Annotated in this window: 5 protein-coding genes and 1 pseudogene; all 6 read left to right on the top strand. The window is 63.6% G+C overall.

Annotated features, from left to right (window positions below; translation table 11 throughout):
- Positions 1-111, top strand: a pseudogene (locus EWE75_RS25780) (IS630 family transposase); the annotation flags it as partial.
- A gap of 129 nt (positions 112-240) precedes the next feature.
- Complete coding sequence (locus EWE75_RS22880) at positions 241-831, top strand: RNA polymerase sigma factor (RefSeq protein WP_165388501.1); 591 nt, start codon at positions 241-243, stop codon at positions 829-831.
- Positions 818-1777, top strand: a complete 960-nt coding sequence (locus tag EWE75_RS22885; RefSeq protein WP_231708532.1) for a FecR family protein — start codon at positions 818-820, stop codon at positions 1775-1777. The genes EWE75_RS22880 and EWE75_RS22885 overlap by 14 nt, the downstream gene beginning before the upstream one ends.
- A gap of 66 nt (positions 1778-1843) precedes the next feature.
- Positions 1844-4825, top strand: coding sequence for a TonB-dependent receptor (locus EWE75_RS26100; protein ID WP_130160382.1), 2982 nt, complete (start codon positions 1844-1846; stop codon positions 4823-4825).
- Positions 4826-4958: 133 nt separating this feature from the next.
- On the top strand, positions 4959-8390 hold the full coding sequence (locus EWE75_RS22895) for a glycosyl hydrolase (RefSeq protein WP_130160383.1): 3432 nt from the start codon (positions 4959-4961) through the stop codon (positions 8388-8390).
- Positions 8387-9703, top strand: a complete 1317-nt coding sequence (locus tag EWE75_RS22900; RefSeq protein WP_206364857.1) for a glycoside hydrolase family 1 protein — start codon at positions 8387-8389, stop codon at positions 9701-9703. The genes EWE75_RS22895 and EWE75_RS22900 overlap by 4 nt, the downstream gene beginning before the upstream one ends.
- Positions 9704-10119: the final 416 nt, after the last annotated feature.

Below are 10119 nucleotides of genomic sequence, written 5' to 3' on the forward strand. Positions count from 1 at the left end.
ATCAATCGCTACCTCAAGGAACACAACGCCGACCCAAAGCCCTTCGTCTGGACCAAGCCCGCCGCTCAAATCCTCGACAAGCTCGCCAGACTGCCTGCATCTTCCGTCTGACTCGCTGCACTAGCGTGGTCTTGATTGGCGCGAAGCTGGAAGAGCGATCAAAGCTGCCGCAACGAGTTCATACATTTCAAGGTGAAGGAAAACGCATTCTGGCGCATCTGTGCTTATGCGAGGGGTGAGATGAAGCTGACGTCAGCAGAACTGGTCGGATGGGTCGGGCGCTATATCCTGCCGCACGAGGCGCGCCTGCGCAGCTGGCTGCGGTCGGCGTTTCCGGCGATTGACGTGGATGACGTCGTGCAGGAGGCGTATTGTCGCATCGCTACGCTCGAGCGCGTCAGCCACATTGAAGATCCACGCCAGTATCTGTTCAAAACGGCGCGCAACATCGTGCTCGAGCAACTGCGCCGCGACAGGATCGTCAGCATCGAGGCGGCGACCGGCCTCGCCGAAATGGACCAAGCGGCGGACGGGGAACATGGCAATCCGGAGCGCCTGGCCTCCGATCGTCGGATGCTGGCCCGGGTCGAGCAGCTGATCGCCATGCTGCCGGAGCGGGGGCGGCAGGTCTTCCGCATGCGCAAGATTGAAGGCCTTTCACAGCGCGATATCTCCGCTCAGCTTGGCCTCAGCGAAAGCGTCGTCGAAAACGAGATATCGCGGAGCTTGGACAAGATCGTGCGCGCGCTCACGCAGGAGGAACGGGCGGAGCTTCCGCTGCACGCTCGAGGTAGACGACACGGAAAGGTTCGGCATCGTGTCCAGGATTGATACCGAAGCTTCCGCATGGGCGGCTCGCCTCGACCGTGGTTTGAACGTCGAGGAGGAAGCAGCGCTCGATACGTGGCTGATCGCCGATCGCCGGCACCAGGGCGCTTTTCTCCGACAGCGGGCGGCGCTCAGCCTGCTCGACCGTGCCCGTGCGCTGCACGGCAAGCCGGCGGATCCAGTCATCGAAGAGGTGTCCGTCGCGCCGGACCATGCACCATCGCGCCGTCGACTGCTCAGCTACGGCACCGGGTTAGCGGCGGCACTCACGGTGGGCGCAACGTGGCAGTTCTGGCCAAGAGCACGTCGGATCAAGACCGATGTGGGTGAGATCCGCCACATTCCGCTCGAAGACGGGTCGGTGGCGATGGTTAACAGCGGCTCCGCACTGCGCATCGCGTTCACGGAACACCGGCGCGATGTCACGCTGGCGAGCGGCGAGGCGTGGTTCCAGGTTGCCAAGAACCACTCGAGGCCTTTCACGGTCGCTGCCGGCCCAGCGGTCGCGCAGGCGGTCGGCACGGCGTTCGACGTCCGCCGGCATGCCGATTCCACGGAGATCATCGTCACCGAAGGCACCGTCAAGGTGTGGCCACTCGCCGCTACGCAAGAGGCTGTTCTCATAGAGGCCGGGCACCGTGTGGTCGTCGACCGTTATAGCAACCTACGCCGGGGCCTTCTGGATGGCTCGGCTTCCGACCAGCGCCTCGCCTGGCGGGAGGGGCGGATCGTGCTCGACAGAATGAAGCTCGGCGCTGCGGTGGAAGAGTTCAATCGATATCATGTCGAGCAGTTGGAGATCGATCCGAGCCTGTCCGATCGCGAGGTTGTCGGCTGGTTCAGTACCGACGACATCAATGGTTTCGCCACAACTGCCGCCAGCCTCGTTGGCGGCCATGTCGAGCGGGATGGTTCAACAATCTGGATAAAAAAATCGTCTGTGGAATGAAGGAAACGCCACCCTCGTACATCTGACGAAACAGAGCGCAACAATGCGCTGGCAAGGGGAGGGTTTATGTTGCTGTTTCGTCAGCCACTTTTAGCACTTATCACCACGACGGCGCTGTCCACGGTTGGGATGACCGCCGCGTCCGCCGCAGTTGGTCAGGTGAGCACCCGCCAATTCGACGTGAACGCCCAGCCGGCCGATAAAGGTCTGGTGAGCTTCGCTCAGCAAGCTGGAATTCAGATCCTCGCACTTGGATCGTCGGTCACCGGCAAAAGCGTGTCGAAGGTCAAGGGTGCCTTCACGGTCGAGGAAGGCCTGAAACGTCTCACCGCCGGTACGGGACTGCTGATCAGGCAGACTGGCCCGCGTACCTACACCGTCGCGGCGCCCGAAGCGCGTCGGCCGATCGCCTCTTTGACGAGCAAGCCCCGCGCGGTTGCGTTTGTTGAACAAACCGGCGCAACCAACCCCGCCTCGGAGATGCAGGCAGCCACGCCGCAGGCCGATGCGCCGCCCCCAGCAGAAGCGCTTTCTGCCGAACCGGTCCAGGACATCATCGTCACCGGATCGAGCATTCGCGGCGTGGCGCCGACCGGGTCCGCGCTGACCACGGTTTCGCGCGCAGACATCGTGGCGACGGGCGCTTCGACGACGACTGAGTTGCTCCGGTCGGTGCCCCAGCTCGGCAGCTTTGGTGCGACCGGCCAGAACACCGGTCACGACCAGGCCAATTTTGTCGATCAGCCCGCCATTCACGGTATCGGCGTCGGCAATGGCGGTGGTGGTCTGACGCTGGTTCTAGTGGACGGCCTACGACTGCCGGGCGCCGGCATCAACCAGACCGCACCGGATCCGAGCGCGATCCCGCCCTCCGCGATCGAGCGGATAGAGGTTGTGGCGGATGGCGCGTCCTCGATCTACGGCTCCGACGCCGTAGCGGGTGTGGTCAACTTCATCCTGCGCAAGAACGTCAACGGGATCGAGACCAACGGGCGGGTCGGCTTTGGCAGCGGCTATCGCACCTACAACGGCAACATCCTGGCCGGTAAGACATGGGATACCGGCTCCGTCCTCTTCGACTATGAGTATTCCGAGAACACGGCGCTGAATGGCAGAGAGCGCGACTATTACTATTCGCGTACGCTCTCGACGCTGTGCAGCCCCGCAAACGTGACCGTCGGCGGCACAAACTACGCACTGTCGCCGGCTGGCGTCGCGAGAGGCACGTTCAACCAGTGCGACGTCAACCAGGCTAACGACCTTGTACCCGCACAGCACCGCCATCAGGGGATGCTGTCGATCCGGCAGGAACTCGGCGACGGCATCACGCTGCGCGCCCGCACGATCTATTCCAGACGCAACGTCGACTCGCTTCAGGCGATTTCTGGCGGCTATGTATCGAGTGGCGGCCTCAGCGTGCCGGTCACCAGCGGCCCGTTCTACAATGCGGTCGTGGCTCAGGGTGTTCCTGCCGGTGCCGAAACGGTGACCTACAATGGGACTGGCGACTTCGGACCTACCGTCACCAACCGCATCCGCACCGAAACGTGGTCGTCGAACGCCGGGCTCGACGCAAACCTGTTCAGCGACTGGAAAGGTTCTGTAGACGTCAATTACGGCCGTGAGCGCGACAACATCTACCAGGGCGGCATCAACCAGGCTCTGCTGACGACCCTTGTCGGAAACGGCCAGTTCAACCCGTATGGCATCGGTGTTGCAAACGACCCGACGTTGGTGTCGCAAGTTGGCGATTATCGCACACATTATTATGGCCAGCAGACCGTGTTGGAAGGGCTTGCCAAGGTCGACGGGTCGCTGTTCCAACTCCCCGGCGGCGCTGTGAAGGCAGCGCTCGGCGCTGACATTCGCCGCGAGAAGTTCGGCGCTTCGGTCGATACCGGCGCCTCCGGGACGAGTCCGCAGACTACGACCTCCGGCACACGCAACAGCTACTCTTTTTATGGCGAACTGTTCATCCCGGTGTTCGGCGATGCCAACGCGATCGGCGGCTTCCAGAAGCTCGATATCTCGCTCTCCGGTCGGTATGATCATTACAACGACGTCGGCGGCACCACCAACCCGAAGGTGGGCGTGAACTGGACGCCCGTCGAAGGGCTCGTCCTGCACGGCAGTTTCGGCAAGTCCTTCCACGCACCCAGCCTTGCGGACGCCGGAACGGCGATCGACACGCGTGCCATTCGCTTCGCCGATTTCACTGGTGCAGGGTCGAGCGCCTATTCCATCGTGCTTGCGGGCGGCAACAAGCTCGAACCCGAAAAGGCCACCACCTTCTCGCTCGGCGGCGACCTGAAGCCCAGGTTTCTGCCCGGGCTGAAGATCAGCACGGCCTACTTCAACATCGACTATAAGAACGTCATCAGTTTCCCGGGTTTCAACGTCGTTACCGAACCGAACAACCCGATCTACGATCGTTTCCGCACATATACGCCAACTGCTGCGCAGGTGCTGGCTGCGACCGCAGGAATGCGGCACGACGGTCTGTCCTACCCCGACGTCGGCGCGTTGCCGACCGCGATCTATGATCTGCGACGGCAGAATTTCGCCCGGCAGAAGATCGATGGGTTGGATTTCGACGTCTCCTACGCGATGTCGAGCGACTATGGAGCGTTCAACGTCGGCGCGGCCGGCACCTGGCTGTGGAAGTTCGATCAGCAGATCAACGGCGATACCGTGGTGACGAGCCGATTGAACACCGACTATGCGGTCAATCTGAAGCTGCGCGGTCACCTTGGATGGGCGAAGGGGCCGTATGACGCGACCGTGTTCGTGAACTACACCAACGGCTACAAGAACCTGATCGATAACAGCAACACGGGGTCGTTCACCACCGTCGACTTCCACGGTGGCTGGGTGCTGCCGTTCTCCGGGATCGCTGCCAACACGCAGTTGACCGTTGATGTCAGCAACCTCTTCGACAAGGATCCGCCTTTCTATTACGACGCCGGCAACAATTATTATGGCTTCGATCCAACGGTGGCGTCGCCGCTCGGCCGGATCGTGTCCGTCGGCATCCGCAAGAAGTTCTGACATCCAGGTCGGCGGGGTGACCGCACTATCATCGCCCCTCCGGTCCTGACCCTATCCCGACCTCAGTCGGTCGCGGCGACGTCCGGCGTCGAGGAAGACCCGGTAAAATCGCTCGTATCGTCACGGAGCCAATATGATCCTGTCGTTCCCCGGGCGCGTAGCCTTCCTGTTCGCGACCACGGCGCTCTCCGGAGCTGCGGCCGCGCAGAGCATTGCGCCTGCGGCTCCGGCGACACCCGAGACGGTGTCGGCACCGAGCGCCGTGGCCGATCCTCTGCGCGCCGCGTTTCTGGCCCCGCCCGACACCGCGCGTCCGCGGGTGTGGTGGCACTGGCTTAGCGGCAACGTGTCGCAAGACGGCATCACCAAGGATTTCGAATGGATGAAGCGCGCCGGCATCGCCGGCGCGATGATGTTCGATGGCGACATGGGCGCGCCCAATATCGTACCCGAGCGGGTAACCGTCCTCAGCCCGCAATGGTATGCCAACCTGCGCTTCGCCGCATCCGAAGCCGACCGGCTCGGCCTCGAGTTCGCGATGGCGGCGGGGCCTGGCTGGAGCGAGACGGGCGGCCCCTGGGTAAAGCCCGAATGGGGCATGAAGAAATTCGTCTGGAGCGAGACGCGGATCGTCGGCGGCCGTCGCGCAGGCAAGCTTGCGCCGCTGCCCGCCAATGCCGGCCCGTTCCAGACGGTGGCGAAGCGCGACGCGACGGGCAAGCTCGAGGCGGACAGGCCGGGGCTGGCGCGCGATGTCGCGGTGCTGGCGTTCCGTACCCCTTCCAGCGACATGCCACTCGCCAGCCTTGCGCCGCGCATCACCACCAATGCGCCCGGCGTCGACACGGCCAAGCTGGTCGACGGCGATGTCGAGGGCAAGGTGGTCCTGCCCGCGCCGGCCGCAGGTGCGCCAGTGTGGGTCCGCTATGACTTTGCGAACCCGGCGACGATCCGTGCGCTAACCTATGTCGGGCCACTCGGCGGACGCTTCGCGGATGGCCCGCAGGGACGGGTTGAGGCAAGCGACGACGGTACGGTCTGGCGCTCGATCCGCACGCTCGTCGGAGCAGCGCACAATCCGGCGCCGGAACGCACCTTCGCTTTGCCCGCAACGACGGCACTGCACTTCCGGGTCGTGTTCGACCGCGCCGAAGTATCGCGCAATCCGTGGCCGCAGGAGCCGGGAATCGCCATCGCGGAACTGGCGCTGGTGCCGGGGGCGCGTGTCGATCTGTTCGAGGATCGCGCCGGCTTCGGCGTAAGCGCCGATGCGGATGCGCTTCGCACGCCTAACGTGGCGCCCTCGGCCGCGATCCGCAGCGCCGACATCGTTGACTTGACCGACCGTCTCCGCGCCGATGGCACGCTCGACTGGACTGCGCCTGCGGGCGATTGGACGGTGTTACGTGCCGGCTGGTCGCTGACTGGCGAGGTCAACCACCCGGCAACGCCCGAGGGGACCGGCCTGGAGGTCGACAAGCTCAACGCCGCCCACGTCCGCGCGCACCTTGACGCCTACCTGACACCAGTCATCAACAAACTTGGGCCATTGGTCGGCGAGCGTGGTCTGCGCTACCTGCTGACGGATAGCTGGGAGGCCGGGCAAGAGAACTGGACGGAGCCGATGCCGGCCGAGTTCCGCCAGCGTCGCGGCTACGATCTCACCCGCATGTTGCCGGTGCTTGCAGGACATGTCGTCGACAGCGCCGAGAAAAGCGACGCATTCCTGTGGGATTTCCGTCGCACGCTTGCCGATCTGGTCGCGGAAAACCACTACGGCACGATCACGCGCTTCGCCAAGGAACACGGGCTCGGGTATTATGGCGAGGCGACCGGCGCTGCCTGGCCGACGGTCGCCGACGGCATGCTCGCCAAGAGCCAGACCGATATCCCGATGGGCGAATTCTGGGCGATCCCGTTCGGCGGCAAACCCGCCGCCTATCAGGGCGTGGTCAACGATGAATTTCCGGCCGACATCATCGAGACGCGCTCGACCGCTCACGTCTATGGCAAGCCGCTGGTCGCCGCGGAAGCGCTGACGTCGTCTCTGCCGCAGTGGACGTCCACGCCGTGGAGCCTGAAGTGGGTCGCCGACAAATACATGGCGATGGGGGTGAATCGGCTGGTGATCCATACGTCGCCGCATCAGCCCGACGACACGCACAAACCCGGCCTGACGCTCGGGCCGTTCGGACAAGTCTTCACCCGCCATGAGACCTGGGCGGAGATGGCCAAGCCGTGGATCGACTATCTGGCACGCAGTTCGTACCTGCTCCAGCAAGGCGTACCAGCTGCCGACGTTTTGTACTTCTATGGTGAAGGCGCTCCTTCCGGCGTGCCCTATCGTGATGCGGGCGGTGTGGTCGATCTGCCCGGGCACGGCTTCGACTACGTCAACGCCGATGCGCTGCTACGGCTGGCAACGGTCGAGAATGGCCGCATCACCTTCCCCGGGGGCGCGCGCTACCGTCTGCTCATTCTCCCGGAGAAAGAGGATCGCCTTACCCTGCCGATTATCACTAAACTGCGCGATATGGTCGCGGAGGGAGCCATATTGGTCGGACCGAAGCCGACCGGCTCGCCCAGCCTTGGCTCATCCAATGATGCGGTGCGAACCATCGCTGACAGCCTGTGGGGGCAGACCGATGGCGGGGCGCTGACCGTCAACAGCTATGGCAAGGGCCGCGTCTACTGGCGGCGTGCCGTGTCCGCAATACTGGCGGCGGAAAGCATCGTGCGCGATTTTGACTATGCCGCGCCCGATCCGGCCATGGACCTGCGCTTCACTCACCGCACGCTTCCCGACGGGGAACTGTACTTCATCACCAACCAGAGTGACCTGTCGGCAACGGTCCCCGCGTGGTTCCGCTCCACCGGGCGCGTTCCCGAACTATGGCACGCCGAAACCGGCACGGTCGAGAAGGTTGGTTACACAATCGCAGCCGGACGCACGCAGATACCGCTCACGTTGACCCCGTACGAGGCGGTGTTCGTGATCTTCCGCAAACCAGCCGCAACGCCCGAGCTGACCCTTGCCGCGCCGTCCGTCCGGAAGGTCGCGACGCTGGCCGGGGACTGGACGCTGCGTCTGCCGGGCGGCGCAGCAACCAAGGCTGCGATCGGAAGCTGGACCGCGAACCCCGATCCGAGTGTGCGCTATTTTTCCGGCGTCGGCACCTACCAACGCGTGGTCAACGCACCCGCTAATTGGTTTGGCTCCGGAGAACGGCTCTTTATCGATCTTGGCGCGATCGGCGACGTCGCTGAAGTGCGCGTCAATGGTGTTCTCGCTGGCACTGCCTGGGCCAAGCCGTACAGGGTCGATGTCTCTGACCAGCTTCACCGGGGCGCCAACACGATCGAGATCCGGGTGGCGAACACCTGGCAGAACCGCTTCGTGGGCGATCTCCAGCCCGGGGCCACGCCACACGCGTGGACCAATGTAGCATCAGGTGGCGGCTTCGCTCTATTGGGCAAGGGCTTGTCGGCAACAACGCCGCTCACCCCGTCCGGCTTGCTGGAGCCAGTTCGGATCGTTGCGGAAAAGCAGGGGGAGCCACAATGATGGTGATGAAGATGCCAACGCGTCGCATGGTGATGACCGGCATGGCGGCGGCAGTCGGTGTTGCCGCGCCTCCGGCCCGGTCCGCCGTACTCCCGGGCGCTGCGCGAGCTTTCCCCAAGGGCTTTCTCTGGGGCACCGCGACTGCCGCGCATCAGGTTGAGGGCAACAATTGGAACAGCGATTGGTGGCTGCTCGAAACGGTTCCCCGCACTATCATCAAGGAGCCATCAGGTACAGCGTGCGACCACTATCGGCTTTACCCGCAGGACATCGCGAGGATCGCTGCGCTGGGGCTCGGCAGCTACCGGTTCTCGGTCGAATGGGCACGCATCGAGCCGGCCCCCGGCCAGTACGACAGGGCAGTGCTCGATCATTACCGGGATATGCTGAGCGCGTGTCGCCAACATGGGCTGCACACCGTCGTCACGCTGCATCACTTCACGTCGCCATTATGGTTTGCAGTTCAGGGTGGATTTGAGAATGCGGACGCAATCGGAGCGTTCACGCGATATGCCGAAGCGGTTGTGCAGCACTGCGGTGACTTGATCGATACTTTGTGCACGTTCAACGAAGCCAATCTCAGCTTCATGGATTTCGTACCGTTGCCAGTTTTGGAGCCGATGCTTGATGCGGCGCAGGTAGCGACGAAATCACCTCACTGGCGGTCCTTCCTGTTCGACGACGTGGCGATCTCTAAACCGATCGTGCGTCAGTGCCACGTATCTGCGCGACGTGCGATCAAGGCAATCCGCCCGAAACTGCCAGTCGGACTCACGCTCGCGATGTCGGATGTCCAGGACGCGCCGGGTGCTCCGGGCGCGGGCGCAGCGGAACGGTCGAGACGTTATGATGTCTGGCTCGAGGGCGCCCGGGATGACGATTTCGTCGGCGTGCAGAACTACACGCGTGAACGCATTGGCACGGCCGGGCCGATTGCACCGCCAGCCGGATCGCTTTTGACCCAGCTCAACCAGGAATATTATCCCGCAGGCCTGGCAGGTGCGGTCCGCTACGCTGCGCATATGACCGCGCGGCCGATCCTCGTCACCGAAAACGGCATCGGCATCGACGATGATCGAGTTCGGGCGCGCTATATCTCGGAAGCGTTGGGCGGCCTTCACAAGTGCATTGCGGACGGGATAGACGTGCGCGGCTACTGGCATTGGTCCGCGATGGATAACTTCGAGTGGTTGTTCGGCTACGGCCCGAAGTTCGGGTTGATGGCAGTCGACCGCGAGACCCAGGTGCGAACGGCCAAGCCTAGTGCAGACGTGTTGTCGGCGATTGCCAAGGCAAACGCGATCATCGCTTAGGAAGAGGGCATGGTAGCCCGAGATTCGTTGTCGAGCGAAGCGAGTTCGCTGGACAAGCGCTGTTTGGACGGCGGCGCAAGCATAAACTCCCGACCGTGAGAGAGCGCCCGCCCGGCCGCGCATTGGGTCGATTCGGTCCCCCATGCACTGATCCGTCAGCAGATCGACGCGCGCATCACATCGGGTACGATTTGAACTCTTCCACAAAGGCCAGCGGGTCGCAGCCCATCAACGCCGCTATGGCGGCGCGACGCGCCACGGCACCCAATTGGATCATATGCCGTCCAACCACCGGCACTATGCCGAGTGGTCACCGGAACGCTTCCAGCGCTGGGCCGCGCAGATCGGTCCCGAAACCGAAGGCTTGGTCATCGCCATTCTGGCCCGACGCCCTCACCCGGAGCAGGGTTTTCGCA

It is taken from the genome of Sphingomonas populi (genome assembly GCF_004208535.1).
Classification (GTDB): domain Bacteria; phylum Pseudomonadota; class Alphaproteobacteria; order Sphingomonadales; family Sphingomonadaceae; genus Sphingomonas; species Sphingomonas populi.

Coding starts and splice junctions, on each gene's coding strand:
- EWE75_RS22880 (WP_165388501.1), top strand. CDS start 241: ATGAAGCTGACGTCAGCAGAACTGGTCGGATGGGTCGGGCGCTATATC.
- EWE75_RS26100 (WP_130160382.1), top strand. CDS start 1,844: ATGTTGCTGTTTCGTCAGCCACTTTTAGCACTTATCACCACGACGGCG.
- EWE75_RS22895 (WP_130160383.1), top strand. CDS start 4,959: ATGATCCTGTCGTTCCCCGGGCGCGTAGCCTTCCTGTTCGCGACCACG.
- EWE75_RS22900 (WP_206364857.1), top strand. CDS start 8,387: ATGATGGTGATGAAGATGCCAACGCGTCGCATGGTGATGACCGGCATG.